At 64.8% G+C, this 24,652-nt stretch carries 22 protein-coding genes, 1 tRNA gene and 2 pseudogenes; 9 read left to right on the top strand and 16 right to left on the bottom strand.

Going from position 1 to position 24,652, the window contains the following annotated elements:
• Window positions 1–40 precede the first annotated feature (40 nt).
• Window positions 41–808 carry a hydroxyacylglutathione hydrolase gene (gene gloB / locus ACVWY3_RS31875; protein ID WP_456842007.1) on the top strand — a complete coding sequence of 256 codons (768 nt, stop codon included), beginning with the start codon at window positions 41–43 and terminating at the stop codon, window positions 806–808.
• A gap of 23 nt (window positions 809–831) precedes the next feature.
• Window positions 832–1,254 (top strand): cupin domain-containing protein, encoded by a 423-nt coding sequence (locus tag ACVWY3_RS31870; protein WP_456842006.1) that lies wholly within the window; start codon window positions 832–834, stop codon window positions 1,252–1,254.
• 134 nt (window positions 1,255–1,388) lie between these two features.
• On the opposite strand, the gene yddG is transcribed toward ACVWY3_RS31870, so the two are convergent.
• The 3 genes and pseudogenes from yddG to ACVWY3_RS31855 form a co-directional block, all read right to left on the bottom strand.
• A complete protein-coding gene (gene yddG / locus ACVWY3_RS31865; protein WP_456842005.1) occupies window positions 1,389–2,258 on the bottom strand; it encodes an aromatic amino acid exporter YddG in 870 nt (289 codons plus the stop codon).
• 115 nt (window positions 2,259–2,373) lie between these two features.
• Window positions 2,374–3,099: an acetoacetyl-CoA reductase gene (gene phbB / locus ACVWY3_RS31860; RefSeq protein WP_456842004.1), complete on the bottom strand. Its 726-nt coding sequence runs from the start codon at window positions 3,097–3,099 to the stop codon at window positions 2,374–2,376.
• 240 nt (window positions 3,100–3,339) lie between these two features.
• A pseudogene (locus ACVWY3_RS31855) lies at window positions 3,340–4,519 on the bottom strand (acetyl-CoA C-acetyltransferase).
• Window positions 4,520–4,834: 315 nt separating this feature from the next.
• On the opposite strand from ACVWY3_RS31855, the gene phaR reads away from it, so the two are divergent.
• Entirely contained in the window at window positions 4,835–5,425 is a 591-nt protein-coding gene (gene phaR / locus ACVWY3_RS31850; RefSeq protein ID WP_080140538.1) for a polyhydroxyalkanoate synthesis repressor PhaR, read from the top strand.
• A 108-nt stretch (window positions 5,426–5,533) separates the two neighbouring features.
• Window positions 5,534–6,151, top strand: a complete 618-nt coding sequence (locus ACVWY3_RS31845) for a class I SAM-dependent methyltransferase (protein ID WP_456842003.1) — start codon at window positions 5,534–5,536, stop codon at window positions 6,149–6,151.
• 98 nt (window positions 6,152–6,249) lie between these two features.
• Here ACVWY3_RS31845 and ACVWY3_RS31840 read toward each other — a convergent pair whose 3' ends face one another.
• On the bottom strand, window positions 6,250–7,137 hold the full coding sequence (locus ACVWY3_RS31840) for a branched-chain amino acid aminotransferase (RefSeq protein WP_456842002.1): 888 nt from the start codon (window positions 7,135–7,137) through the stop codon (window positions 6,250–6,252).
• 137 nt (window positions 7,138–7,274) lie between these two features.
• Between ACVWY3_RS31840 and ACVWY3_RS31835 the strand changes: the two genes are divergently transcribed.
• A complete protein-coding gene (locus tag ACVWY3_RS31835; protein ID WP_456842001.1) occupies window positions 7,275–8,210 on the top strand; it encodes an alpha/beta hydrolase in 936 nt (311 codons plus the stop codon).
• A 9-nt stretch (window positions 8,211–8,219) separates the two neighbouring features.
• On the opposite strand, the gene ACVWY3_RS31830 is transcribed toward ACVWY3_RS31835, so the two are convergent.
• Entirely contained in the window at window positions 8,220–8,468 is a 249-nt protein-coding gene (locus ACVWY3_RS31830) for a hypothetical protein (protein ID WP_456843505.1), read from the bottom strand.
• Between the two features lie 518 nt (window positions 8,469–8,986).
• Between ACVWY3_RS31830 and ACVWY3_RS31825 the strand changes: the two genes are divergently transcribed.
• Window positions 8,987–9,184 carry a hypothetical protein gene (locus ACVWY3_RS31825; RefSeq protein ID WP_456842000.1) on the top strand — a complete coding sequence of 66 codons (198 nt, stop codon included), beginning with the start codon at window positions 8,987–8,989 and terminating at the stop codon, window positions 9,182–9,184.
• Here ACVWY3_RS31825 and ACVWY3_RS31820 read toward each other — a convergent pair.
• Window positions 9,181–9,741 carry a carboxymuconolactone decarboxylase family protein gene (locus ACVWY3_RS31820; RefSeq protein ID WP_456841999.1) on the bottom strand — a complete coding sequence of 187 codons (561 nt, stop codon included), beginning with the start codon at window positions 9,739–9,741 and terminating at the stop codon, window positions 9,181–9,183. The two genes, ACVWY3_RS31825 and ACVWY3_RS31820, sit on opposite strands and share 4 nt — an antisense overlap.
• 115 nt (window positions 9,742–9,856) lie before the next feature.
• Complete coding sequence (locus tag ACVWY3_RS31815) at window positions 9,857–10,321, bottom strand: Lrp/AsnC family transcriptional regulator (RefSeq protein WP_036014765.1); 465 nt, start codon at window positions 10,319–10,321, stop codon at window positions 9,857–9,859.
• Here ACVWY3_RS31815 and ACVWY3_RS31810 point away from each other — a divergent pair.
• A pseudogene (locus tag ACVWY3_RS31810) lies at window positions 10,320–11,500 on the top strand (1-aminocyclopropane-1-carboxylate deaminase). The gene ACVWY3_RS31815 and the pseudogene ACVWY3_RS31810 overlap by 2 nt on opposite strands.
• Window positions 11,501–11,684: 184 nt before the next feature.
• Here ACVWY3_RS31810 and recQ read toward each other — a convergent pair.
• From recQ to ACVWY3_RS31785, 5 genes are all read right to left on the bottom strand, one after another.
• Complete coding sequence (recQ, locus tag ACVWY3_RS31805; RefSeq protein WP_456841998.1) at window positions 11,685–13,550, bottom strand: DNA helicase RecQ; 1,866 nt, start codon at window positions 13,548–13,550, stop codon at window positions 11,685–11,687.
• A gap of 167 nt (window positions 13,551–13,717) precedes the next feature.
• A complete protein-coding gene (locus ACVWY3_RS31800) occupies window positions 13,718–14,461 on the bottom strand; it encodes a polysaccharide deacetylase family protein (RefSeq protein WP_456841997.1) in 744 nt (247 codons plus the stop codon).
• A 105-nt stretch (window positions 14,462–14,566) separates the two neighbouring features.
• Complete coding sequence (metA, locus tag ACVWY3_RS31795) at window positions 14,567–15,562, bottom strand: homoserine O-succinyltransferase MetA (protein ID WP_456841996.1); 996 nt, start codon at window positions 15,560–15,562, stop codon at window positions 14,567–14,569.
• A 13-nt stretch (window positions 15,563–15,575) separates the two neighbouring features.
• Window positions 15,576–16,877 (bottom strand): O-acetylhomoserine aminocarboxypropyltransferase/cysteine synthase family protein, encoded by a 1,302-nt coding sequence (locus ACVWY3_RS31790; protein ID WP_456841995.1) that lies wholly within the window; start codon window positions 16,875–16,877, stop codon window positions 15,576–15,578.
• A gap of 596 nt (window positions 16,878–17,473) precedes the next feature.
• A complete protein-coding gene (locus ACVWY3_RS31785) occupies window positions 17,474–18,655 on the bottom strand; it encodes an MFS transporter (protein ID WP_456841994.1) in 1,182 nt (393 codons plus the stop codon).
• Window positions 18,656–18,753: 98 nt separating this feature from the next.
• Between ACVWY3_RS31785 and ACVWY3_RS31780 the strand changes: the two genes are divergently transcribed.
• A complete protein-coding gene (locus tag ACVWY3_RS31780; RefSeq protein WP_456841993.1) occupies window positions 18,754–19,713 on the top strand; it encodes a LysR family transcriptional regulator in 960 nt (319 codons plus the stop codon).
• 3 nt (window positions 19,714–19,716) lie between these two features.
• Here the strand turns inward: ACVWY3_RS31780 and ACVWY3_RS31775 are convergent.
• A tRNA-Ser gene (locus tag ACVWY3_RS31775) sits at window positions 19,717–19,806 on the bottom strand.
• Window positions 19,807–20,002: 196 nt separating this feature from the next.
• Between ACVWY3_RS31775 and ACVWY3_RS31770 the strand changes: the two genes are divergently transcribed.
• On the top strand, window positions 20,003–20,344 hold the full coding sequence (locus ACVWY3_RS31770; RefSeq protein WP_456841992.1) for a hypothetical protein: 342 nt from the start codon (window positions 20,003–20,005) through the stop codon (window positions 20,342–20,344).
• A gap of 175 nt (window positions 20,345–20,519) precedes the next feature.
• Here ACVWY3_RS31770 and otsA read toward each other — a convergent pair whose 3' ends face one another.
• From otsA to ACVWY3_RS31755, 3 genes are all read right to left on the bottom strand, one after another.
• Window positions 20,520–21,983 carry an alpha,alpha-trehalose-phosphate synthase (UDP-forming) gene (gene otsA / locus ACVWY3_RS31765; protein ID WP_456841991.1) on the bottom strand — a complete coding sequence of 488 codons (1,464 nt, stop codon included), beginning with the start codon at window positions 21,981–21,983 and terminating at the stop codon, window positions 20,520–20,522.
• 311 nt (window positions 21,984–22,294) lie between these two features.
• Entirely contained in the window at window positions 22,295–23,110 is an 816-nt protein-coding gene (otsB, locus tag ACVWY3_RS31760) for a trehalose-phosphatase (RefSeq protein WP_456841990.1), read from the bottom strand.
• A gap of 3 nt (window positions 23,111–23,113) precedes the next feature.
• The gene (locus ACVWY3_RS31755; RefSeq protein WP_456841989.1) at window positions 23,114–24,601 is read right to left on the bottom strand and encodes an MFS transporter; all 1,488 of its coding nucleotides are present in this window, start codon (window positions 24,599–24,601) and stop codon (window positions 23,114–23,116) included.
• Window positions 24,602–24,652 lie beyond the last annotated feature (51 nt).

Below are 24,652 nucleotides of genomic sequence, written 5' to 3'. Positions count from 1 at the left end.
GCCATATTTGTCTGGCGGGGCTGAGCGCGATGGAGATGTCATGGCCGCCGAAATTCGTACTTTCAACTGTTTAAACGACAATTTCGGTTATCTGATCCACGATACGGAAACCAAGGCAACCGCGTCGATCGACGCGCCGGAGGCCGGCCCCATCCTTGCGGCGCTGGAGCGCGAGGGCTGGCAGCTCACCGACCTCCTGATCACCCATCATCATGGCGATCATGTCGGCGGCGTCGCCGAACTCAAGCAGAAATACAATTGCCGCGTCGTCGCGCCGCACGACAAGACGACGAAGATTGCGAATGTCGATCTGCGTGTCGCCAACGCCGACGTGGTCAAGGTCGGCAATCTGCTGGCGCGCGTCGTGGAGACGCCCGGCCACACGCTCGACCACATCTCCTACGTGTTCGACAACGAGAAGACGGTGTTCGCCGCCGACACGCTGTTCTCGATCGGCTGCGGCCGCGTGTTCGAGGGCACCTATCCGATGATGTGGGATTCGCTGTTGAAGCTGCGGGCCCTGCCCGACGATTTCAAGCTCTATTGCGGCCACGAATACACCGCCTCCAACGTCAAATTCGCCCTCACCGTCGAGCCCGACAACGCGGCGCTCCAGGCGCGCGCGGCGGAGGTGGCGAAGCTGCGTGCCGAGAACAAGCCGACAATTCCCTCACTGCTTGGTGACGAGAAGCGAGCAAACGTGTTCCTGCGGGCTGATGCGCCCGAGGTCGCAGCCAAGCTACACATGAAGGGCGCGGATGCCGCCGCGGTGTTCGGCGAGTTGCGCGAGCGCAAAAACAAGTCCTGAACACGCAAGCCCTGACTGGATCGATGCCGACCGCAGCCGAGATCATCGCACGCCTCGAACTCCGCCCGCATCCCGAGGGCGGGCATTATCGCGAGACGTTTCGTGACCAGGACACCGATGCCAATGGCCGTTCGCGCTCGACCCTCATCTACTTCCTGCTTGCGCGCGGCGAGCGCTCGCACTGGCATCGCATCGATGCAGTCGAGACTTGGCATTACTATGCCGGCAGCCCCTTGATGCTGCGCATCGCGCATGAGGGCTGCTCGCAGCACGAGGTGCGCCTCGGCACGGATCTCGTGAGCGGCGAGCGGCCGCAGGCAATCGTGCCGGCTGATGCCTGGCAGATGGCGGAGAGCACCGGCGAATGGACGCTGGTCGGCTGCACGGTGGCGCCCGCGTTCGAATTCGCGAAATTCGAGCTCGCGCCGACGGGCTGGGAGCCGTAGCCACCTACTGTCATCCGGGGCGCCGCGCGGCGGCGAGCTATGATGCGCAATTGCGCATCTGAGAATCCATTTCACCTTCATTGACGCGGACAGATGGATTCCGGGCTCGCGCTTCGCGCGCCCCGGAACGACGATCATCGCTTCCTCAGCACCATGTCTTTGGCCGCGATCAGGCCGCCGCCGGCGATCAGGATCGCAGCGATGGCGATGTTGGCGCTGGCCTTGGCAAAGCCGGCGGCGATAAGGAAGCCGGTCGAGAGCAGCGGCGTCGCGTAGGAGGCGGCGCCAAGCACGCGGATGTCGCCGCGCTTCATGCCGACGTCCCAGGCGTAGAAGGCGGCGCCGACCGGGCCGATGCCGAGCCCGATCACGGCGAGCCATTGCACCGCGGTCTCCGGCCACACCGTGTATTCCAGCACGCCATGCATCAGCGCGGCGAGCACGGACGTGGCGAGGCAGAAGCCCGCGACCGCATCGGTCGGCACCGCCTTGAGCCGGCGCGACAGCACCGAGTAGGTCGCCCACACGAAGGCGGCGATGAACGCCGCAATCAATCCCGGCACCGCCCCCGGCGCAAAACCGCTGGTGTTGCCGGCGAACAGCAACACGGTGCCCACGAGGCCGAGCACGGCGCCGATGACGTGATGCACGGCAAGCCGCTCGCCCGGCAGGAAGGACGAGAACAACACGATCAAAAGCGGCCACATGTAGTTCAGAAGGCCAGCTTCCGCCGGCGGCGCGAAGCGCAGCGCCAGGAAATACAGCGCGTGATAGCCGAACAGGCCGCCAACGCCGACGACCCACACGACCAGCGGCTGGCGCAGGCTTTTGGCGGTATCGCTGCGGCCGATCCAGGTCAAAAGGCCGACGAGACCGCCGATCGCAAAGGTCATCGCAGCGAGCTGGAACGCCGGGATCTTTCCGGTCGCGACCGTCATCACTGACAGCAGCGACCACATCAGGATCGCGGTCAGTCCGATCAGTGTGGCTGTGCGGGGGGTCATCGATCAAACGGCTATGAGGACGTTTATGCCCGGCGCGAGGCCGGGCATTTCGTCTTCACTATCGCCTTGTCGGGCCTGATGCTACAGGCATTTAGCCCATGGGCGTGCCGCCGTGTCAGGCCTGATACTGACCGCCATTGATGGTCATGGTCGATCCCGTGATGAAGCCGGCCTCGTCGGCCGCGAGGAACACGACCGCGCGCGCGATCTCCTCGGGCTCGCCGAGCCGGCTGACCGGGATCTGTGGAATCACGCTCTTCTCCAGAACGTCCTTCGGCACCGCCTGCACCATTTCGGTGTTGATATAACCGGGGCAGATCGCATTCACGGTGATGCCACCCTTGGCGTTCTCCAGCGCGAGCGCCTTGGTGAAGCCGATGTCGCCGGCCTTCGCCGCGGAATAGTTGACCTGGCCGAACTGTCCCTTCTGTCCGTTGATCGATGAGATCGAGATGATGCGGCCGAACTTGCGCGCGCGCATGCCCTCGATCACCTGCCGCGTCATGTTGAACAGCGAGCCGAGATTGGTGTTGATGACGGCATTCCACTGCTCGAGCGTCATCTTGTGGAAGGCAGTGTCGCGGGTGATGCCGGCATTGTTGACGAGCACCTCGATCGGCCCGAGATCGGCCTCGACCTTCTTCACCCCTTCGGCACACGCGTCGAAGCTGCTGACGTCCCACTTATAGACGGCGATACCGGTCTCAGCCTTGAACTTATCCGCCGCCGCATCGTTGCCGGCGTAGCTCGCCGCGACCTTGTAGCCGGCCGCCTTCAGCGCCTTGCTGATCGCAGCTCCGATGCCCCGTGTACCACCCGTCACCAATGCAACACGTGCCATGTCGTATTCCTTCCCTTGGACTCTTCGGACGTTTCTGAGTGATCGTTTTTAACGGTGGATTATGCGGCTGGTTTGACGGACATCAAGAACAAAACGCCCGGCGTTGAGCCGGGCGTTCGTATTTAGTCGAGGCCTGCGCAGTTGCGAAGAATATTTGATTTGCACTCGCCGCCTTTTTAGTCGCGTGCAACGCACTCAATCAGGTGTGCAGCGCACGCGTCAGTTTCACGCCGGCGACGTTCAGTCGCGCGCCACACACATCGCGATACCCATGCCGCCGCCGATGCACAGCGTGGCGAGGCCCTTCTTCGCATCGCGCTTCTGCATCTCATGCAGCAGGGTCACCAGCACGCGCGCGCCGGAGGCGCCGACCGGATGGCCGATCGCGATCGCGCCGCCATTGACGTTGACCTTCGAGGTATCCCAGCCGAGGTCCTTGTTGACGGCGCAGGCTTGCGCCGCGAAGGCCTCGTTGGCCTCGATCAGGTCGAGATCGCCGACGCTCCAGCCGGCCTTCTTCAGTGCGGCGCGCGAGGCCGGGATCGGGCCCGAGCCCATGATCTTCGGATCGACGCCGGCCTGCGCCCAGGACACGATGCGCGCGAGCGGCTTCTTGCCTTCCTTGGCCGCCTGCTTGGCGGTCATCAGCACCACGGCGGCAGCGCCGTCATTGATGCCCGAGGCCGAGCCTGCGGTGACCGTGCCGTCCTTCTCGAAGGCGGGCTTGAGCTTGGCCATGGCATCGAGCGTTGCGCCATGGCGCGGATATTCGTCGTCGCTGACAACGACGTCGCCCTTGCGGGTCTTGATGGTGACGGGGACGATCTCGTCCTTGAACTTGCCGGCCTTCTGCGCGGCCTCGGCCTTCTGCTGCGAGGCCACGGCGAACTCGTCCTGCTGGGCACGGGTGATCTGCCACTGCCGCGCGACGTTCTCGGCGGTGTTGCCCATGTGGTAGCCGTTGAACGCATCCCACAGGCCGTCCTTGATCATGGTGTCGACCAGCTCGAGGCCGCCCATCTTGACGCCGCCGCGCAGGTGCTGGGCGTGCGGGGGCCATGCTCATGGATTCCTGGCCGCCGGCAACCACGATCTCCGAATCGCCGTTGAGCAGCGCCTGGTAGCCCAGCGCAACGGTTCGCAGGCCGGAGCCGCAAAGTTGGTTCACGCCCCAGGCCGGGCTTTCGACCGGAATGCCGGCCATGATCGAGGCCTGGCGGGCGGGGTTCTGGCCCTGAGCCGCGGTCAGGATCTGGCCCATGATGACTTCCGAGACCCGGCCGGGCTCGATGCCACCACGCTCCAGCGCGGCCTTGATGGCAATGGCGCCGAGGTCATGAGCGGGAAGGGTCGCGAAGGCTCCGTTGAAGCTTCCGACCGGGGTGCGGGCGGCGCTGACGATGACGACATCGTCTGACATGGGCATCTCCTGGGGCTTGAGGTTTTCGAAAAAGGGGCAGGCGGGCGGTTGGGAAAAGGCCCGTCAGTCTCGTCAGGCATCCTGTTAACGTCGTTGAGGCATGTCAATCGGCCGGCAACCGAATTCATGCCGCAGCGCATTCAAAATAGCGTTCTTGGCGCTTTCGCAAGCACGTTTTTGCCGCCCGATTAACCGTGGCGCACAAAACGGTAGCGTGACCCCTTTGAAAATGCTTATTTTGTTGCGTTGCGTACTCTTCCCGCCCTGCGGCATAGCCGCCGGGTTCCCGTTCTCAGCGTTTGCAAGTGAGAGCCCATGGCGAAATCAGACCAACCCACCACCATCAAGAAATACGCGAACCGCCGGCTCTATAACACCGGAACGAGCACCTATGTGACGCTGGAAGACCTCGCCGCCATGGTCAAGGACGGCGAAGATTTCCTGGTCTACGACGCCAAGACCGGCGACGACATCACCCGCTCCGTGCTGGCCCAGATCATCTTCGAGCAGGAGAACAAGGCCGGCCAGAATCTGCTGCCGACAACCTTCCTGCGCCAGCTGATCCGCTTCTACGGCGACAGCATGCAGATGGTGGTGCCGAAATATCTGGAGCAGTCGATCGCGACGCTGACTCAGGAGCAGGAGAAATTCCGCAAGCAGATCGCCAACACGCTGTCCGGCACGCCGTTCGCACCGCTGGAAGAGCAGGTCCGCCGCAACATGGAACTGTTCCAGCAGACCTTCTCGATGTTCAAGCCGTTCGCCGCACCCCGCCCGGCAGCGAGCCCCGAGCCGGAGCCCGATGCCAATGCCGAGGCGCCGAAGGACAGCAACATCGACGATCTGCGCCAGCAGATGAAGGAAATGCAGGAGCGCCTCGAGCGGATGTCGAAGAAGGACGAGTAGCCCTTCGTTCGCGCCGGCGCGTCCGCACTCGGCGGACGCGCGAATTGCCACTTGATCCCGGCAGCGCCGCTTGCACGCTGCTGTCCCCCGGCCGAGGCCGGAGCCGCCATGTCTGACCACACCACGCACTGGCAGAACGTCTACGCCACCAAGGGCGAGGCAGAGGTCAGCTGGTTTCAGGCCAGCCCAACGATCTCGCTCGATATGATTCGCGCGGCCCGTCCTGACCATGACGCGGCCATCATCGATATCGGCGGCGGAGCCTCACGGCTGGCCGATGCGCTACTACGAGACGGATACCGTGATCTCGCTGTGCTGGATCTGTCCACCAATGCGCTTGACGCGGCCAAGAAGCGCATCGGCGCCGCCGCTTCAACGGTCGACTGGATCGTCGCCGATGCCACGACGTGGCGCCCGGCGAAGACCTACGATGTCTGGCACGATCGCGCGGCGTTTCACTTCCTGACTGATCCGAACGACAGGGCTGCTTATGTCGAACGCCTGCGGACGGCAGTCAAACCAGGCGGGCACGTCATCATCGCGACGTTTGCGCCCGATGGTCCGGAGAAATGCAGCGGCCTGCCGGTGCAGCGGCACGACAGTGCGAGCCTCGCCGCGGAGCTCGGGCCGGAGTTCGCGCCGGTCGAGACGCGCCGCGAGACGCATCACACCCCGTGGGAATCGACACAGGCGTTTCAGTTCAGCCGGTTTCGGCGACAGGCTTAGCTCTGTCTTGGCCGGGCTTGTCCCCGGCGATCCACGCATACGGCGAAGAAGAACGTGGATGCCGGGACAAGCCCGGGCATGACGGCGGAACGCGCAGATCAAGCCGCGAGCTTCACCGCATGCGCAAAGTCCCAATAGAGTTTGCGCGCCTTGGCGTAGAGCGGCCCGGGCTTCAGCTCGCGCTCGTCGATGCGGATCACCGGCGCGACTTTTGCAAAGTTGCCGGTGGAGAAGATCTCGTCGGCGGCGAGAAAGTCGGCATAGCGCAGCGTCTTCTCGACCACGGTGACACCGTCGCCGCGGAGCAGGCTGATGACGCGCTGGCGCGTGATGCCGTTGAGGAAGGTGCCGTTCGGCACCGGCGTGAACACCACGCCGTCTTTCGCCATGAACACGTTGGAATTGCCGAACTCGGCGACGTTGCCGAGCATGTCGAGCATCAGCGCGTTCTGGAAGCCGCGGGAAGCCGCCTCCGCCAGTGCTCGCGAATTGTTCGGATAGAGGCAGGCCGCCTTCGCCTCCAGCGGGGCGCATTCGGCGGTCGGCCTGCGGAACGGCGATAGCGTGATGGCGTTGCCGACGGGCTTTGGCATCGGCGCCTCGTAGATGCACAGGCACCAATCGGTGGTCTCGGGATCGAACAGCACGCCGCCGCCCGAGCCGTTCTGCGCCCAATACATCGGACGGATGTAGAGCTCGGCATTCGCCGCAAAGCGCGCGATGCCTTCATTGGCGAGCGAGAGCCAGGTGCCAGTGTCGACCATCGGCTTCAAGCCGAAATTGATCGCGGATTGGTTGGCGCGGGCGACGTGACGGTCGAGATCGGGCGCGACGCCCTCGAACGCGCGCGCGCCGTCGAACACGACCGAGCCGAGCCAGGCCGCATGCGTGCGGGGGCCCATGATCGGCACATTGCCGTCGTGCCATTTGCCCTCGAAGAAGGTCCAGCTCGGCGAATATTCGATGGGTTTCTTGATCTCGGCCATGGCTGGCCTCCCGTGGAAGTGTTCCGGCACTATTGTCCCAATTTCTAAACGATTTGCTGCGGGGACTCGACCCCTCCAGGGGAGGGGAAGTCAGAGCAAAACCGGCATATAATATCGGCCACGTCACGGAGAGTCCCATGCCGCTCGATCCGCTCGCCAAGCGATTGTTGACCATGATGGCTGCGGCTGGGCCGCAAGCACGGAGCCGGCCGAGCGTCGAGGCGCGGCGGCAGTCGCTGGCAAAGCTGATGCAATTCGCGCGCGCTGACGCGCCTGACGTGACGACGTCCGACGGCACTCTCCCCGGCCCCGGCGGAGCGCTGCCCTATCGGCTCTATTCACCCGCTAGCGCGGGCGAGCGCGCGCCGGGTTTCGTGTTCTTTCATGGCGGCGGGCTCGTCGCCGGCAGCATTGCCACGCATGACCGCATCGCCGCGGCGCTGGCGCATGCGACCGGCTGCCGCCTCGTTTCGGTCGACTACCGGCTCGCGCCCGAACATCAATTCCCGGCCGCCGTGGACGATGCGATCGCCGCCACCGAATGGGCCGCGCGCGAAGCAGCTTCGCTCGGAATCGACGCCGAGCGGCTGGTGGTCGGCGGCGATTCCGCCGGCGCCACGTTGGCTGCGATCGTGTGCCAGGAGGCCGCGCAAAGCGCCGGCCTCAGCATCGTCGCGCAATGCCTGATCTGCCCGGTGCTGGATTTCGAAGAGACCTCGCCTTCGCGCGAGGAATTCGCCGAAGGCCATCTGATCGATCGGGTCACGATCGAGGCCGATCTCGCCGACTATCTTCCCGAAGGCCAGGATGCCGCCGATCCCCGTATCTCGCCGCTGCGCGCGACACGGCTCGCGGGCCTGCCGACCGCGATCATCCACACCGCCGAGTTCGATCCGATGCGCGACGAGGGCAATGCCTACGCCCGCAAGCTGCTCGCCGCCGGCGTCGCCGTCGAGCACGTCTGCCACGACGGCATGGTCCACAATTTCCACGCCATGGGCGCGATCCTGCCGCAGGCCCAGCTCGTACTGTCGCAGATCGGCGAGCAGGTCAGGCGCGCGGTGGAGAAATAAAGGCGCGAATCACACGCGCACGCCGATCACAGCACGCGCCGCTACAACATATTCCGGCCAATGCGCGTCCGCATAACGCTCGGCCTGACGCGCGCAATTGATATCGGGCGCATGCGCAGCGGCGATCGTGCGGGCGAAGCGCTCTTCGGCAACCGTCACCTCGCCGGGCTCGGGCGACGGCACGGCAGCGGCGACAGCAGTCGGAGCAACAGCGAGCCCCGCCAGACCAGTGAGCAAAATGCGGCGTGACGTGTTCATGTCTGTCGTCCTTCCATTGTCCGGCCGCACTCTGGCCGGCGAGTGTGTCAGAGCAATCAGGGGAGGGTAACCGCGCACATCCGCCTCGTCCACCGCTAGCGGATAGCGCTTGACCGGGGGAATGATCACGTTCCATCTAAAACACGATTCCGTCATCAGAGCGCCACGCGCCGGATTGTCACGTGCCCCACCGAGCCGATCATACCGTCCGGCTCTGCCCGTCGTGATCGGGCTGCTTGGCCTGACGATTTCGGCAGGCGCCGCCTTCGCCGCCGGCGACGAAGAGGACGAGCCCGCAAAGCCGACTGTCCCGAACATCTATCTCGATCTCCGCACCATCTATGCAACGATTCCCGCAGGCGCGCTCGGGCTCGGCTTCGGCAACACGTCCTTGTCGGCCGCGTTCGAGGCGCTGGCGGCACAACGCGGAGCGGCACTGCCGAACGGCTTGCCGGCGGCGAAATCGATCGCCCTCGACCTGCCGCTGACGGTCGACGTCAGCGATCGGGTCTCGCCGCATGCAATCGTTCGGCGGCGCACAGCTCGCAGGCCGGACCCTGGCGGAGTCCTTCACCCAGCCGATCCTGCGGCTCGATCTCGACCGCATAGACGATAACGACAACCGCATGTTCGGCATCACCGCACAGATCGCGTGGATGCCGAAGCCGTCCTATCAGCTGACCTTGCGCACGCCGGTCTACGCCGTACGTAACTAGTCAGGCACCGGCACGTCGAAGGTGTTGAGCGTGACCGAGACCATGCAATAGACGCCGACGAGATAGGACAGCTCGGCCGCACCGTGCTCGCCGAACTCCTTCACCGCCGCCCGATAAGTCAGCTCCGGCAGCACGCCACCACTCACCAGCGCAGATGCCATGTCGTAGGCGACCGCTTCCTGCTTGGTGAGATCGACCGGCCGCTGGCCGGCGACGATGGTCGCGAGCTTCTCGTCGGAGAGGCCGCGTTGCTCGGCGACCAGCACGTGGGCATAGAGCTCATAGCCGGAGCGGAAATGCGAGCCGGTGACGAGGATCGCGACCTCGCGCACCGGCGCCGGCAGCAGCGGATTCGATGCGATCGCCTTGACCAAGTCCCACACCGGCCTGCCAAAGCGCGGCTCGCGAATCCAGGGGTTCCAGGGCCCGAGCAGCGCGCCGTCATCGCGCATGTTCACGAAGCCCTTGAAGTGGTCCGTGATGCCGGCTCGCATGTCGTCATAGAGCGGCTTCTGTTCGGCGGTCAGATCCTTCGGATCGAGAATGGGAAGGCGCACGGCAGGATCTCCTCGTTGAGAAGCGCCGAGGCTCGCCCGCATGTGCCTGCGTGGCAAGTGAAGTTGCCGTGACGACCGTGCGATTCGAAAAGTGGCGTCGGAGCATCGGCTCCGCTCAAAACTCCAGGGGCGCGTTGTCGACGACTTCCTTCATCACGAAGAAGGTGCGAGTCTGGCGCACGCCGGGCAGCGCGATGAGCTGCTCGCCGTGGATGCGGTTGAAATCCTCCATGTCGCCGACGCGGATTTTCAGGAAATAGTCGAAGTCGCCGGCGACGAGGTGGCAGTCGAGCACGAATTTCAGTTTTGCAACGGCCTGCTCGAAGGTCGCAAAACTCTCCGGCGTCGAGCGATCGAGCACGACGCCGACCATCACCAGGGTCCCCTTCGCCACCTTCTTCGGCGCCACCATGGCCCGCACAGTCGCGATGAAACCGTCCTCGAACAGGCGCTGGGTGCGGCGATGGCAGGTGGCGGGGCTGATCGCAACGGTTTCGGCCAGCTCCGCATTGCTGAGCCGGCCGTTATTCTGCAGCAATCTCAGGATCTTAAGGTCGGTGCGGTCGAGACGCGCGGCCATGGAAGAAGCTTCCACATATCCTCGTAAATTCGGAAGGAGTGTGCCGAAGTGGCTCCAACTCCGCAAGATCTGGCGCAATATGGCTGCAAAATTCGAGAGCACATTTTGCCGGGTTGATGCTAGCGACGTCCCCAGACCTCAACGCCAACCGGGATCTCCCATGAAGCTCGACAAATTTCCGCGCTATCCGCTGACCTTCGGCCCGACGCCCATCGAGAAGCTGGAGCGGCTGTCAAAGCATCTCGGCGGCAAGGTCGAGATCTATGCCAAGCGCGAGGACTGCAATTCCGGCCTCGCCTATGGCGGTAACAAGCTGCGCAAGCTCGAATACATCATCCCCGATGCGATCGCCTCCAACGCCGACACGCTGGTGTCGATCGGCGGCGTGCAGTCGAACCACACCCGCATGATCGCCGCGGTGGCCGCCAAGATCGGCATGAAGTGCCGCCTGGTGCAGGAGGCCTGGGTGCCGCACGAGGACGCGGTCTATGATCGCGTCGGCAACATCATGCTCTCGCGCATCATGGGCGCCGACGTGCGCCTGGTCGATGACGGGTTCGACATCGGCATCCGCAAGAGCTGGGAGCAGGCGATCGAAGAGGTGAAGGCGGCGGGCGGCAAGCCCTACGCGATCCCCGCCGGCGCCTCCGTGCACAAATATGGCGGGCTCGGCTATGTCGGCTTCGCCGAGGAGGTCCGCAAGCAGGAGAAGGAACTCGGCTTCAAGTTCGACTACATCATCGTTTGCACCGTCACCGGCTCCACCCATGCCGGCATGCTGGTCGGCTTTGCGGCCGATGGCCGTGCGCGCAAAGTGATCGGCATCGATGCGTGTCGTTCACGCCGGCGCAGACCAAGGCGCAGGTGCTCGAGATCGCGCAGAACACCGCAAAACTGGTCGAGCTCGGCAAGGAGCTCGTCGCCGATGACGTCGTGCTGATCGAGGACTACGCCTATCCCGCCTATGGCGTGCCGTCGGAAGAGACCAAGGAGGCGATCCGCCTCACCGCGCGGCTCGAAGGCATGATCACCGACCCCGTCTATGAGGGCAAGTCGATGCAGGGCCTGATCGATCTGGTGCAGAAGGATCATTTCGAGAAGGGCGCGAAGATTTTGTACGCACATCTCGGCGGCGCGCCGGCACTGAACGGCTATGCTTATGCGTTCAGGAATGGGTGAGTGAGGCGGCGGCGCGCCTCCCCTCCGCTGTCGTCCCTGCGAAAGCAGGGACCCATAACCACAGGGAGCAGTGAGGCGGAGGCTGGCAACTCCGAGTCTTCGCCAAACCACTCCATGTGGTTATGGATGCCGGATCGGCGCTTCGCTTGTCCGGGATGACGATGTGAAGAGATCGGGAACGCCCCTACCGCGTCCTGATGATCTGCAATAGCTCTTCGCCATAGTGCTCGAGCTTTTTGTCGCCGATGCCGGGCACGTTGCGCAATTCGTCCAGCGTGGTCGGCCATGCGCGGACGATGCCGTCGATGGTGGCATCGTGCAGCACCACATAGGCCGGCACGCCGCGCTCGCGCGCGATGTCTGAGCGCCAGGAGCGCAGCCGCGCGCGCAATTCGGGATCGACATCGCCTTGCGGCGCGTTTGCGGCCGGGGCGAGATCGCCGCGGCGGGATTTGGCGCGGCTGGCGCGGACACGTGCGCCGGGCGCTTCCTCGCGCAGCCACACTTCGGTCTCACCACGCAGCACGCCGCGCGAAGAGTCCGTCAGCTTCAGTGCGCCATAGGCTTCGCTGTCGCTCTGCAAGTGACCCATCGCCACCAGCTGCCGCAGCACGGTGCGCCACTGCTTTTCGTTGAGCTCTCGCCCGATGCCGAACACGGACAATTTGTCGTGGCCGAACTGCGTCACCTTCTCGGTCAGGCGGCCGATCAGGACGTCGATCAGGTGCATCGCGCCGAAGCGCTGCCCGGTGCGATAGGCGCAGGACAGCAGCTTCTGCGCCAGCACTTTGCCGTCGCGCATCTTCGGCGGCGTCAGGCAATTGTCGCAATTGCCGCAACTCTCGCCCGTCACGATCTCACCGAAATAGGCGAGCAGCCGCCGGCGCCGGCAATGCGGTGTCTCGGCAAGGCCGACCAGCGCGTCGAGCTTGCCGATCGAGACCCGTTTGAAGTCGTCCGAGCCGCTGGATTCGTCGATCATGCGGCGCTGCTGCACGATATCCGAGAGGCCATAGGCCATCCAGGCCGCCGAGGGCTTGCCGTCGCGGCCGGCACGCCCGGTCTCCTGGTAATAGGCCTCGATGCTTTTGGGCAGGTCGAGATGGGCGACGAAGCGCACATCGGGCTTGTCGATGCCCATGCCGAAGGCAACGGTCGCGACGATGACGATACCATCCTCATTGAGGAAGCGGTCCTGGTTGCGCGAGCGCACGCTGCTGTCGAGACCGGCATGATAGGGCAGCGCCGGAATGCCGGCATCGCCGAGCGCGGCGGCGACCTCCTCGACGCGGTTGCGCGACAGGCAATAGACCACGCCGGCATCGCCGGCATGCCGCTCCCGGATGAAGTCCTTCAGCTGCGATACCGCGTTGCGCTTGTCGACGATCTCGTAGCGGATGTTGGGACGATCGAAGCTGGAGACGAATTGCGGCGCGTCAGTGAGCCGAAGCCGCTCCACGATCTCCTTGCACGTCAATTCGTCGGCGGTCGCCGTCAGCGCGATGCGCGGCACCTCAGGAAAGCGCTCGGCGATGATGGAGAGACCGACATATTCAGGGCGGAAGTCATGCCCCCATTGCGAGACGCAATGCGCCTCGTCGATCGCGAACAGCGCCACCTTCGCCTGCGCCAGCAGCGACAGGCAGCGCGGCGCGACCAGGCGCTCCGGCGCGACATAGAGCAGATCGAGATCGCCGGCGATCAGGCGGCGTTCGACGTCGGAGGCTTCCTGCGGGCTGAGCGAGGAGTTCAGCGCGGCAGCATTGATGCCGGCCTCCTGCAGGCCGGCAACCTGGTCGCGCATCAGCGCGATCAGCGGCGAGACCACGATGCCGCAGCCTTCGCGCAGCAGCGACGGAAGCTGATAGCACAGCGACTTGCCGCCGCCGGTCGGCATCAGCACGAGGCAATTGCCGCCTTCGGTAACGTGCCGAATGATCTCGCCCTGCGCGCCGCGGAACCCCGGCAGGCCGAACACCGAATGCAGCACCGACAACGCGTCGCGGCCATTCGCCGGCGCAGGCAGTGGAGCGGTGGAGGATATGGACATGGTGCCGGAGATGCTTTGGAATTTGTCACAACGCCAGTCGCATGACGGCGCGGTCGTGGCAAGGCTGTTTGCGAGGCTTGCACCGCTGCTTCTTCTCCCTCTCCCCGTTCTCACGGGACCGCGACGAGCTTCGCGGCCCTCTCCGCAAGCGGGGAGACGTGCAGCAGCTACGCCCCGATTCGTCGCAGCGCTTCCGCGACTGTCACGATCGGCATGTTGCGCTTGCCCGCCGCGTCCAGCGCGTGGCGCATCAGGACCGGCGTGCAGCCATAGGGGCTCGGCGTATCAGCGACGTCATGGCCGTAGAAGATCAGCCAGCCACCGCTTGCGACCGCCGCGTCGAAATAGCCATCGACGCCCGCTTTGTCGATCTCGCGGTCGACCAAGGGCGAAGCGCACAGGAACTGGAGGTCGATGACGTCGCTGTTGACGCCGGGCAGGATGCCGCGCGCCGACCGGAACGCTTTGGCGAGTTGCGGCTTGCGCCAGATCGAGGCGATGCCATAGGGATAGGCGAAGTTCTCCAACACGATCGACGAATCGATGCTGCGGAAGTGGCTGCGGTTGCGCTCGATCTCGCGAGCCATGGCTGCCTCGTCGAGATCGGCCGAGCTTTGGTGCGAGAAGGTGTGGCAGGCGATCTCGTGACCGGCACGGTGCAACCGCACGATGTCGTCATTCGACAAGCCATGCCAATAGTCCGACGGACGATCGATCAGGCTGCCGGCGATGTAATACGTGCCGCGGCCGCCATGCGCTTCGAGGAGCGATGCGCCCGCGCCTGCGGCGCTGTCGGGTGCATCGTCGAAGGTGAAGCTCACCATCGGCGCATGTGCCGGCAGGCGGTGCGGCGCGGCGCGGAAATGCCGGGCCAGCCGATTGCTCACGCGTCCCTGGAGTGCCGACCACACGACCGCATTTCCTGTTCGCCCCGATTCGCTCAATCAAGCATTCGTGTGCGGCCCGAGGCAAGCTTCACACTTCGTTAGTCCTAACATGGAACGCGCCGCACCGGCCTAGCGCGGCACGACCGAGACTTCGGTGTCCGCACCAAGATATTGCAGCCAGTTGCGGAACAGCACCGCCGCAGCACTGCCCGCCGCGATATCCGTGCGCAGATTCAGCGCGGGCAGCTCGTTGGTCAGCGCCGGGTGACGCTGGTGCTTCGCCTGCTTCTCGAACCGGAGGAGCTTTTCCTCGGTGGCTGCGTCAAAATAGCTCACCGGCAGGTGCGGATAGATCTCACGCTCGCGCGCGAGATAGCGGCCGATATCGCGCAGATATTCGCGCTGCAGCGACAGCGCGTCGTATTCAGGATGGCCCTGGAAGAAGACGAAGCGGCTGGCATATTGGCGGACGAAGACGTCGACGCCCGCCTGGGCCGAGCGTGTCAGCACCTGATAGCCGGCCTCGGCGAGGTCGCTCTCGGCGATCTCGTTCAGGCGCGAATGCGAGACTTTTAGCGGCGCAGGTGCCGCGCGGGTCAGGGCATCGTCCGTCACCGCCTCGCAATCGAAGATGCCGTGACACTTGGCCGGCAGCCGCCTCCGCTCGATACGATCGAGATGCAGCACCGCTGCATGCGCCGCAAGGCACGACCAGATCGTGGAGCGCGTGTAGAGCCTCGCCCAGTCGATCAGCTCGGTGAGATCCCGCCAATACGGCTCCTGGTCGAGCTCCGGTGCGACCGGCTCGGCGCCGGTCACGATCAGGCCGTCGAATCTGTACCGCCTGAGATCCGCGAGGTCGGAATATTCGCTCTCGACGTGCCACTTCGCTTCCGGTGAGCGTTTGACCGAAGGCAGCGAGAAGCAATGGAAACGGATGCGGCGCGCACCGGCAGCTGCCTGCAGCAGCTTCATGAACTGCCGTTCGGTCGCCTTCAGCGCCGCATCAGGCATATTGTTGATCAGGCCGATGGTGAGCTCGCCGTGGTCGCGCGCAAGATCGCGCTCCGCCGGCACCAGCGCCGGGCTAGAGATACCTTGATCCCTGTCGATCAAGATCGTCATCGCCGCCGTCCGCCTACTCCGCGGCCTGGAGGCGCGCCGGCGGACAGGCCTTTGCGAGCGCCTGGTCGATGTCCTCGATGATGTCTGCGGAATGCTCGATGCCGATCGACAGGCGGATTGTCTCCGGCAGCACGCCGGCGGCGCGCTGCTGCTCGGCCGACATCTGACGGTGCGTGGTCGAGGCCGGATGGCAGGCCAGCGACTTGGCGTCACCGATATTGACGAGGCGCGTGATCAGCTTGAGCGCATCATAGAAGGTCTTGCCGGCCTCCATGCCGCCCTTGATGCCGAAGGTGAACAGCGAGGACGCGTTGCCATTGAGATATTTCTCGACCAGCGGATAGTAGGGGCTGTCCGGGAAGCCGGCATAATTCACCCAGGCCACGCGCGGATCGCCGCGCAGGAATTCGGCGACCTTGCGGGCGTTCTCGACATGGCGCTCCATCCGCAGCGCCACGGTCTCGATGCCCTGGAGCAGCAGGAAGGCGTTGAACGGCGACAGCACCGAGCCCATGGTGCGCTGATAGACGCTGCGCGCGCGCTCGATATAGGCGGTCCTGCCGAAGCGCTCGGCGTAAACGAGTCCGTGATAGGAGGCGTCCGGCTTGTTGTAGGCCGGGAAGCGGTCGGCGTATTTGGCCCAGGGGAAGTTTCCGGAATCGACGATGGCGCCGCCGAGCGTGGTGCCGTGGCCGCCGAGAAACTTGGTCAGCGAATGCACGGCGATGTCGGCGCCGTAGTCGAACGGCTTGAGCAGAATCGGGGTGGCGACCGTGTTGTCGACGATCAGCGGCACGCCGTGGGCATGCGCGATCTTGGCCAGCGCCTCGATGTCGCAGACGTTGCCGGCGGGGTTGCCGATGGTCTCGGCGAACACGGCACGGGTATTCTCGTCGATCAGTTTTTCGATTGCCTCGGGCTTGTCGCTCTCGGCGAAACGGCCGGCGATGCCTTGCCGCGGCAGGATGTGCGAGAGCAGCGTGTGCGTGGTGCCGTAGAGCTGCGGCACCGACACGATGTTGCCGCCGTGGTCGGCGACGTTGACGAAGGCGAAATGCAGCGCGGCTTGGCCGGTCGCAACCGCGAGCGCGCCGACGCCGCCTTCGAGCTGGGCGATGCGCTTCTCCAGCACAGCGCTGGTCGGATTGGCGATGCGGCTGTAACGGAAACCCTCGGCCTCGAGATTGAAGAGCGCGGCGCCATGGTCGGCGCTGTCGAAGGCGTAGGCCGCGGTCTGGTAGATCGGCACCGCAACAGCGTGCGTGGTGGCTTCGGGCTCGTAACCGGCGTGAATAGCGATCGTCTCGTTGCGCATCGTGCCACCTCCGCGTGGTGCGGGCCGCACTTATTGGCCTGCATGAGGCATGTGCGTTGTCCGCCGTCCCTCTGTTAGAGACGGGTGGTAAAGCGGACAATAATTCGCATAGAGATCGACGAAGTAACCCTAACGCTTGTTGGTGAATCGGCCGGAATTCGAGTTAATTTGGGTTAATGAACCGCAGCGCCCTGACGCGGCTTGTCCCGGGTGCCGTTTCTCTTTCGTTGCGGGACGGGGGCACGCCATACTGTACAGCCGAGCGCTTCGAACGCCCTCACAGCTCTCAACGCCTGTGCTTCGCCTGAATCGAATCGCTGCCTCTCGAAGCGGTTCGTGCGACGTCGGCTATTGCTACAAAGTCTCCAGCGATTCCAGCATCACCGACGCGTTGAATGCGGGGTTCCACAAGGCGATCGCCGCCTCGCATCTGACGATCTGGCCGCGCGCTTTCCGATCACGCCGGTGGCGTCGCGCGAAGCCCTCGCGCGGCGCGCCGGCCCCAGTTGATCACGGAGAGCCGCATGATCTTTTCGGGAAACCGCTGCGCACTTTTCCGGATCATGCTTTTAGGCCGCGATCGCCGATCGTTGTCCTCATTCCGCGGGGCAGGCCGCAACGGCGGCCTGTCGACGGTCGAGCCGGAGGCTCCACAGCGCGAGCAGGAGGCCGATTGCCGTGATGCCCGCCGCGACCAGCGGCAGGATGGAGAGGCCGAGCCCGCGATCGATGCTGACACCGCCGGCCCAGGCGCCGAGCGCATTGCCGAGATTGAACGCGGCGATGTTGAGGCTGGAGGCCAGCGTGCGGCCGCTGGGGCCGGCCGCCTCCAGCACGCGAAGCTGAAGCGGTGCGACGGTTGCGAAGGCGGCGATGCCGAGCAGCAGGATCAGCGCGACGGCTGCAATCTTGACCGACAGCACGGCGGCCAAGCCGAGCAGCACGAAAGCGAGCGCGGCGAGCGTGCCGATCAGCGCACGCCCCAGGCCGCGATCGGCAAGCTTGCCGCCCGCGACATTGCCGATCGCAAGGCCAACGCCGAACACCAGCAGGATCGGCGAGACTGCGGCTTCCGAGAAACCGGTGAAGCGGGTCAGGATCGGCTGGATATAGGTGAACACGACGAACAGCCCGGCAAAGCCGAACACGGTCATGGCAAGGCCAAGCAGCACTTGCGGCCGGCCGAGCACCGCGACCTCCTCCGCGAGCGAGATCGGCTTGTCGTCCTTGCCGACATGGCCGGGAACGAGCGCAGCTACCACGGCAAACGCAATCACGCCGATCATCGTCACCGCCCAGAACGCCGCGCGCCAGCCGAGCATCAGGCCGAGCCAGGCGCCGAAGGGAACGCCCAGCAGGGTTGCGACGGTGAGGCCGATGAACATGGTGGCAATGGCGGAGGCGCGCTTGTCTTCAGCGACAAGGCTGGTCGCGACCACCGAGCCGACGCCGAAGAACGTGCCGTGGGCGAGCGAGGTCAGCACCCGCGCGGCCATCAGCAGTTCGTAGTTCGGCGCGAGCGCGCATGCCGCGTTGCCGAGCGTGAAGATCGCCATCAGCGCCAGCAGCGCGGACTTCCGCGGCATTCTGCGAGTCGCCAGCGTCAGGACCGGCGCGCCGACGAACACGCCGAGCGCATAGCCGGAGATCAGCAGGCCCGCGACCGGCACGGAGACACCCATGTCGGCGGCGACCTGGAGCAGCAGGCCCATGATGATGAATTCGGTGGTGCCGATGCCGAAGGCACCGGCGGTGAGGGCGAGGACAGCGGGAGGCATGCGGGACTCCAATGGATGAGACGAGCCACGCAGATAGCCGCACCGCGACAAAAGCATTAGGATGTCCGCAATCAAATCATTTGTGACATGAATTCAATATGGCCCGTTTCGACACCAACCGCTCCGCCGAGATGGAGGTTTTCGTCCGCGTCGTTGATCTCGGCGGTTTCACCCAGGCCGCGCGGAGCCTGCGGCTCACGCCCTCGGGCGTCAGCAAGCTGATCTCGCGGCTGGAGACGCGGCTCGGCTCACGCCTCGTCAACCGCACCACGCGCAAGCTCACGCTGACGGTAGAAGGCCGGGCTTTTTACGAGCGCGCCGTGCGCATTCTCGCCGAGATGGAGGAGGCCGAGCGTGAGGCCGCTTCGCGCGCTGCGCCGCGCGGCCGCCTCACCGTCAACTGCAACATTCCGTTCGGCATGCTGCATGTGATGCCGCTGCTCCCGCGCTTCCTCGAGCAGCATCCCGAGGTCACGCTCGATCTCGTGCTGACCGATACGCTGATCGACCTGATGCAGGAGCGCGCCGACGTCGCCATACGCGCCGGGCCGCTGCGGGCCTCGCGTCTCGTCGCGCGGAAGCTCGGCACCAGCCGCATGGTCGTGGTCGGCGCGCCGAATTACCTCGCACGCTCGGGCATACCGAAGATGCCGGCTGATCTTGCCGACCACCGTGGCATCGGCTGGACCTTCCCGCGCTCGATCCGCGCCTGGCCGTTCAGGCGCGGCGATCACACCGAGGAAATCGTGCCGCCGCCGCTCGCGCGCGCCAGCGACGGCGAAGCCGCGCGCCGGCTCTGCCTTGGCGGCATCGGCCTCGCCCGTCTCGCCCTGTTCCACATCGGCCCCGACATCGAAGCTGGTCGCCTCGTGCCGGTGCTGCAAAGCTACAACCCCGGCGACCGCGAGGACATCCACGCCGTCTATGTCGGCCACACCGCACCGCTCCCGGCACGCGTGCGCGCGTTCATCGATTTTCTCGCCGAGCATGTGCGGGTGCCGGATCCCATGCTGAAGCGCGCGGGAGACGGGAGGTGGAAGGTGACGAAAGGGCGGTAAAAATGGCGGAGAGAGTGGGATTCGAACCCACGGTACGGTTTCCCGCACACACGCTTTCCAAGCGTGCGCCTTAAGCCACTCGGCCATCTCTCCGGAGCGCCCTCTCTTGAAGGGGCGCCGATGATTTTGCAAGGGATCGCGGGGAAATCGGACGATTTTTCCGCAAGCTGTTGTATTTATGAGGAAATATCATAGGACGCGAGACCGCTTGGAACCGCCCGCGGACTGAACCGGCGGCGGGTTTGGCGCGACGATTCACCTGAAGCCACCAAACACGTCCGGGGACGCCATGACCTTCCGCAACGCCATCGTCGCGCTGAGCCTGATTTCGGCCCTTGGCTCCACCTTTGCCGCACCGGCCCTGGCCCAAGTCTGCACCCGGCACGGCGTGGACGTCAGCTGCGACGACGGGCGGCGCGGCATCCTGTCGGGCAACGCCATCCTCTGGCCCGACGGGACGCGCTCGAGCGCGACGCCGCATCCAAGCATCATCATCGGCAACAAGAGCTCGGTCCATGTCGGAGCCGGCGTGTTCGTCGGCCAGGGCAAGGGCATGGTGCCGCTGGACGACCCCAACGCGCCGAACAAGCGGCAATGCGCGATTCTGGACGGAGTGTCGTATTGTTATTGAGGTGCTCGTCTTCACCTCGCCCCGCTTGCGACGAGAGGTCGGGCCGCTCTCCGCGACGCGCAGCATCGTCCGGCGCGATCCGGGTGAGGGGGGACAGATCTTCGACGATCTCACCTGCGGAGAGAGCCCCTCACCCCAACCCTCGCCCCGTAAGAACGGGGAGAGGGAGAAGAAACTAAATCAGCCGCACGCCCGAGATCGCCGACTTCAGCCAGCGCAGCGCCTGCGGCGGCTGAGATGCGAGCGGCGCGACTGCCGCCTTCTCGGTGCGGCACTTCTCCAGCTCGGCGACGAAGTCCGCCGACCATTGCTGGATGGTGTGCCCGCGCAGCTTTTTCATCATCGCCTCCCAACGCATCTTGCGCTCGGTGAGCGGCATCGCGGCGGCGACGGCGATGGCGCGCGCCATGCCGTCGATGTCGTGCGGATTGACCAAGAGCGCGGTGTCGAGCTCGTTGGCGGCGCCGGCGAATTTCGACAGCACCAGCACCCCCGGATCCGCCGGATTCTGCGCGGCGACGTATTCCTTGGCAACGAGGTTCATGCCGTCATGCAGCGGCGTCACCACCCCGACCTGCGCGGTGCGGTAGAGGCCCGCGAGCACGGTCTGGCTGAACCCTTTGTTCAGATAGCGGATCGGCGTCCAGTCGACCTCACCATGGCGGCCGTTGACGTCGGTGACGAGGCGCGCGACCTCGTTCTGGAGATTGCCATAGGCCTCGATGCCGCCGCGCGAGGGGTTGGCGATCTGGAGCAGCGAGATGCTGCGCGCAAACTGCGGTTGCTCGGTCCACAGCCGGTCGAACGCGCTGATGCGGTTGACGAGACCCTTGGAATAGTCGAGCCGGTCGACGCCGATGGCGAGACGCTCGCCGTTGAGGCTGCGCCGCAGCCGCGACACGTCGGGGTGCGACGCCGACTTCGCGGCATAGGCTGCGAACTTCTCCGCATCGATGCCGATCGGGAAGACCTCACAGCGGGTGCGGCCGTGCTGCGAAAGCACGATACCATCCTCGACGGCGAGGCCGAGCTCACCGCCGACATAGGAGAGGAAATTCTGGCGGTCCTCCTCGGTCTGGAAGCCGATGAGGTCGTAAGCCAGCATCGCCGTGATCAGCTCGCGATGATGCGGCACGCCCTGCATCACCGCGGCGACCGGCCACGGCGTGTGCAGGAAGAAGCCGATCGGATCGTCGACGGAAAGATCGCGCAGCTCGGCGCCGAGCGCGAGGAAATGGTAGTCCTGCACCCAGAATGCGGTCTTGGGTTTGCGGAAGCGCATCAAGGCGCGCGCCATGAAGGCGTTAACCTCGCGATAGCTAACATAGTCGTCGCGCGAGACGCGGATGAGATCGCTGCGAGAATGCAGTGCCGGCCACAGCGCCGAATTGGCAAAACCTTCGTAATAGCCGCCATAATGCGCCGCCGGCAGATCGAGCGTCGCAATCGCGCCGGAACCCAGCGCTTCGATCTCCGCAAACGGTTCCTTCTGATGGCCGTCGCGCACGCGGCCGGAGGAACCCACCCAGATCGCCCCTGAATGTTCGACGACTGGAAGCAACGCGGCCGCCAAACCGCCCGTCATGGGCTCGTTGGGCTTGCCGCGTGCCACACGATTTGAAACGACAACCAAGTTCACAGGTCGTCCCCTCCTGTTCATTCCACCCCGTTTAACTGCCGTTCATCAATATGGTTCCTGGTCATGATTTCTTCGGATTGAAACCAAAATCGGGCATGCGCGTTGGAACTGGTTTTCCTCGCGGAACCTGGAAATTTCACTGCAAAGACAGCATTCGCGGCTGATCCCGCGGCGCGCATTTGCGCCGCGTAATGATACCGCGCCGGATCTATTGTGTCGGTGACGTGGCGCTGCCTTGGTTTTACCTAAAGCGCGTTCGCGCTTTAGGTTTAACATGATCCTTTCGGAAAACCGCGGCACGCTCTTCCGGATCATGCTTTCGGTTCGAGCAGGCGGGCGAGGAACGCGCGCACGTCGCTCGGCGCGTCGAAGTGACCGTTGACGCCGATGGCGCGGCGGCCGACCGAGAAGGCGAGCCCGTTCATGTCGGGCATGATCGCGAACACGGTTTCATCCGTGACGTCGTCGCCGATGAAGATCGGGCGGCGTCCCCTGAACGGCTCGTGCTTCATCAATTCGCGCACGCCGCTGGCCTTGGTGAATCCGGAATGCTTGATCTCACAGACGAACTTGCCGGGCAGCACCTCGATCGGCGCGTTGGGCAGGTCGGCGCGGATCAGCGAGACGGATTCGTAGATCGCCTTCTCCGCATGCGGCGCAAGGCGGTAATGCAGCGCCAGTGAATAGCCCTTGTCCTCGAGCAGAATGCCGGGGCTGAGCTTGGCGATTGCCGCCAGGCGCCGCTTCAGCTCCTTGTCCAGCGGCGGCGCGTGCACGTCGTCGGCTTCACTGTCCATCGACAGCCGCATCTCGGCGCCGTGACCGGCAACGGCGCGGAAGACATCCGGCGCGAAGATCAGGTCGATGTCGTTCAGCGAGCGGCCGCTGACCAGCGCCAGCGCGCCGGAGGTGCGTTCCGCGAGCGCCTTGAGCGTCTCCGACAGGCCCGGCGGCACCCACACCTCGCGCGGCGTCGGCATCAGGTCGAGCAACGTGCCGTCGATATCGAGCAGGAAGGCGGTTTCGCCGAGATGCGGCAGCAGCGCATGCGGCACCGGCACCGCGTCGGGAGCTTCATCATCGGCCATGGCGCGCGTCTGATCCAGTTCAACGAGTTCTGATGTCATAGTCTACTCCATGAAGGCGAGCGGCCGCGCGATTTGTTCGAGCGATTTGCGTTCCGCGGAGACGGCATAGCGCCACGCCATGAACGCGGCCGCGATCATCAGGAAAGATCCGAGCAGATAGCCGGCGAACACGCTGGTACGCGATCCCGTGTCGATCAGCGCACCGAACAGCGCCGGCCCGATCACGCCGCCGATACCGGTGCCGACCGCATAGAACACTGCGATGGCCAGCGCGCGGACTTCGAGCGGAAAGGTCTCGCTGACGGTGAGATAGGCAGCGCTCGCGGCCGGCGATGCGAAGAAGAAGATCACCATCCAGGCGATGGTCTGTCCCTGCGCGCTCAAGGCGCCGATCGAGAACAGATAGCCCGACAGCGCCAGCAGCAGGCCCGACGCGCCATAGGTGAACATGATCATGGTGCGGCGGCCGAGGGTATCGAACAGGCGGCCGAGCAGCAGCGGGCCGAGGAAGTTGCCGGCGGCGAAGGGCAGCAGATACCAGCCGACGTGATCGGCGCTGATGCCGTAGAAATCAGTCAGCACCAGCGCGAAGGTGAAGAATATGGCGTTGTAGAAGAACGCCTGCGCGCTCATCAGCACGAGGCCGACCAGAGCGCGCTGGCGATAGGCGAAAAACAGCGTGTGCACGACCTCGCGGATCGGCGTATGATCGCGCATCTTCAGCCGAATCTTTGCGAAAGCTCCGTTGCTCGGATGCTGGTCATGGCCGATCACCGAGCGCTCGATCTCATCGACGATCGCATGAGCCTGGTCGGGCCGGCCATGGATCATCAGCCAGCGCGGACTTTCCGGAATCCACATCCGCATCAACAGCACGACGAGGCCGATGGCCGCGCCGATCAGATAGGCGAGGCGCCAGCCGAGGTCGGGGCCGATCACGGCGGGATCGAGCAGGACGATGGCAGCAACTGCGCCCATTGCTGCGCCAATCCAGAAACTGCCGTTGATGACCAAATCAGTCCAGCCGCGATAGCGCGCCGGGACCAGCTCCTGGATCGTCGAGTTGATCGCGGTGTATTCGCCGCCGATGCCGGCGCCGGTGAGAAAACGAAACAGCGCATAGCTCGCCACATCCCACGACAGCGCGGTCGCGGCCGTTGCAGAGAGGTAGAGCGCCAGCGTGATAAAGAACAGCTTCTTGCGGCCGATGCGGTCGGTCAGCCAGCCAAAGCCGAGCGCGCCAAGCACCGCGCCGGCAAGATAGGCGGAATTGGCGATGCCGAGATCGAGATTGGAGAAGTGCAGCACCGGGCTCTGCTTCAGCGCGCCTGAGAGCGCGCCGGCCAGCGTCACCTCGAGACCGTCCAGGATCCAGGTGATGCCGAGCGCGAGCACGACGCGCGTATGAAAGCCGCTCCAGGGCAGTGCGTCGAGCCGCGAAGGTATGCTGGTCTCGACGATGCGCTCAGTCGCGGCCGCCGCCGAGATCGCAGATCCATAAGTCGGCGCTGGGCTCTGCTGCAATTCCATCGCGTTGTTGTCTGACCAATGAAAGCAGCCCCGGTTCACAGGATGTGGGCA

This window comes from Bradyrhizobium sp. USDA 4486 (assembly GCF_054057995.1).
The sequence above is the reverse complement of the archived record's forward strand: the minus strand, read 5'-3'. Positions and strand labels throughout refer to the sequence as shown.

Excerpts from the sequence above, each read along its gene's own strand:
- gloB (WP_456842007.1), top strand. The coding sequence starts at position 41 with ATGGCCGCCGAAATTCGTACTTTCAACTGTTTAAACGACAATTTCGGT.
- ACVWY3_RS31870 (WP_456842006.1), top strand. The coding sequence starts at position 832 with ATGCCGACCGCAGCCGAGATCATCGCACGCCTCGAACTCCGCCCGCAT.
- yddG (WP_456842005.1), bottom strand. The coding sequence starts at position 2,258 with ATGACCCCCCGCACAGCCACACTGATCGGACTGACCGCGATCCTGATG.
- phbB (WP_456842004.1), bottom strand. The coding sequence starts at position 3,099 with ATGGCACGTGTTGCATTGGTGACGGGTGGTACACGGGGCATCGGAGCT.
- phaR (WP_080140538.1), top strand. The coding sequence starts at position 4,835 with ATGGCGAAATCAGACCAACCCACCACCATCAAGAAATACGCGAACCGC.
- ACVWY3_RS31845 (WP_456842003.1), top strand. The coding sequence starts at position 5,534 with ATGTCTGACCACACCACGCACTGGCAGAACGTCTACGCCACCAAGGGC.
- ACVWY3_RS31840 (WP_456842002.1), bottom strand. The coding sequence starts at position 7,137 with ATGGCCGAGATCAAGAAACCCATCGAATATTCGCCGAGCTGGACCTTC.
- ACVWY3_RS31835 (WP_456842001.1), top strand. The coding sequence starts at position 7,275 with ATGCCGCTCGATCCGCTCGCCAAGCGATTGTTGACCATGATGGCTGCG.
- ACVWY3_RS31830 (WP_456843505.1), bottom strand. The coding sequence starts at position 8,468 with ATGAACACGTCACGCCGCATTTTGCTCACTGGTCTGGCGGGGCTCGCT.
- ACVWY3_RS31825 (WP_456842000.1), top strand. The coding sequence starts at position 8,987 with ATGCAATCGTTCGGCGGCGCACAGCTCGCAGGCCGGACCCTGGCGGAG.
- ACVWY3_RS31815 (WP_036014765.1), bottom strand. The coding sequence starts at position 10,321 with ATGGCCGCGCGTCTCGACCGCACCGACCTTAAGATCCTGAGATTGCTG.
- recQ (WP_456841998.1), bottom strand. The coding sequence starts at position 13,550 with ATGTCCATATCCTCCACCGCTCCACTGCCTGCGCCGGCGAATGGCCGC.
- metA (WP_456841996.1), bottom strand. The coding sequence starts at position 15,562 with ATGACGATCTTGATCGACAGGGATCAAGGTATCTCTAGCCCGGCGCTG.
- ACVWY3_RS31790 (WP_456841995.1), bottom strand. The coding sequence starts at position 16,877 with ATGCGCAACGAGACGATCGCTATTCACGCCGGTTACGAGCCCGAAGCC.
- ACVWY3_RS31785 (WP_456841994.1), bottom strand. The coding sequence starts at position 18,655 with ATGCCTCCCGCTGTCCTCGCCCTCACCGCCGGTGCCTTCGGCATCGGC.
- ACVWY3_RS31780 (WP_456841993.1), top strand. The coding sequence starts at position 18,754 with ATGGCCCGTTTCGACACCAACCGCTCCGCCGAGATGGAGGTTTTCGTC.
- ACVWY3_RS31770 (WP_456841992.1), top strand. The coding sequence starts at position 20,003 with ATGACCTTCCGCAACGCCATCGTCGCGCTGAGCCTGATTTCGGCCCTT.
- otsB (WP_456841990.1), bottom strand. The coding sequence starts at position 23,110 with ATGACATCAGAACTCGTTGAACTGGATCAGACGCGCGCCATGGCCGAT.
- ACVWY3_RS31755 (WP_456841989.1), bottom strand. The coding sequence starts at position 24,601 with ATGGAATTGCAGCAGAGCCCAGCGCCGACTTATGGATCTGCGATCTCG.